Origin of the sequence: Flavobacterium rakeshii (genome assembly GCF_009741375.1) — a bacterium.
Taxonomy (GTDB): Bacteria; Bacteroidota; Bacteroidia; order Flavobacteriales; family Flavobacteriaceae; genus Flavobacterium; species Flavobacterium rakeshii.
The window spans coordinates 1-1,338 of the sequence record NZ_WOWP01000029.1; the positions used below are offsets into that span (position 1 = coordinate 1).

1 protein-coding gene is annotated in these 1,338 nt (G+C 30.1%); it reads left to right on the forward strand.

Features of this window, described 5'->3' with window-relative positions; genetic code table 11:
• Positions 1-398: 398 nt before the first annotated feature.
• The coding region (locus GN157_RS09015) for a TlpA disulfide reductase family protein (protein ID WP_157483094.1) at positions 399-1,338 on the forward strand (940 nt) is incomplete at its 3' end.

The following is a 1,338-nucleotide window of genomic DNA, read 5'->3' on the forward strand; positions in this document are numbered from 1 at the left end:
CCAACAGCCGAAGAAGTAAGGCAACATTTAGAAAAAATACTCAACTAATACAGTTAAAAAGACCTCCCTTACTCAGGAGGTCTTTTTTATTAAAATCATTTCCTTTTTAAGTTTTTTAAAATCTGTTTATTTTAATAACATATTCAAAAAGTTAAGGCGTTTTTGAAGAGAGATAAAAGCATTAAATAAGTATCCATACCGTAATGTAGTACATCTGTAAAAAACAATAGGATTAATCCTATCATAATATTTTGTCTATTTGAGTGTTATCATTGTAAATAAAATAATTTGTTATAAAAATTATAGGTTACCTGACTGAAGAGGAATATACAGAAAAAATCAAATTAACTTATAAGAAAACCCCTATTTTTGACATCACACTTTACAAAACCAACAAAATGAAATTTTCAAACCAATTAGTATTACTATTTACGGCATTATTATTAATTAACTGTTCTAAAAAAGAAGACGTTTGCCATATACACGGTACTGTTGTTGACACTGATACTAAAACCATTCTATTAGCACGTCTTAACCAGGATATAGTACATGATTCTGTAATTGAAATCCCTGTAATAAACGGTAAGTTTGATTACAAATTACATGTTGAGAAACCCGAAGCTTATGAACTTGCATTAAAGGAGTCGGTAAAGTCAGGAATGTATAGGTTTTCCACTGTTTTTATCGAAAATACAGATATCAATATCACCATACATCCTGATGACAAATTTGATAAAAATACCATAGAAGGAGGCAAACTCAATAGCGACTTTTTTAATTATAAAAAAAATAAAGACCAAAAATTCAAACCAAGGTTGGAAGCTATTAATAGTTTATCTGAAAAAGCAAATACACCAGAGCTTGAGAGAGATTTTCTTGATAGTATAAGCAAGTATTATAATGATGAACAAAAATGGAAACAACAGTATATAAATAAAAACAATACTTTAGTATCTTACTACTTACTTATTAAAAGTATTATTTTTGATAAGGAAAATATTAATGTTTCAGAAGTAAAAAAATCTTTCGAAAAACTTTCCAAACAGTTCCCCAACCACCCTTATAACGAACTGGCGCTTAATCTTATTAACGCTATGAGTATTGAAGCGGGTAAAAAGTTTATCGACTTCACAGCACCTGATTTGAACGGTAACCCCGTAACACTATCTACACAAATTGATGGAAAAGTAGCTTTACTTGATTTGTGGGCAACATGGTGTGGACCTTGCATTGCAAAAAGCAGAACTATGGTACCTGTATACAATGATTACAAAGACAAAGGCTTTACCGTAATTGGCGTTGCAAGAGAAAAGGATAACACAAAAAGACTTACTGAAT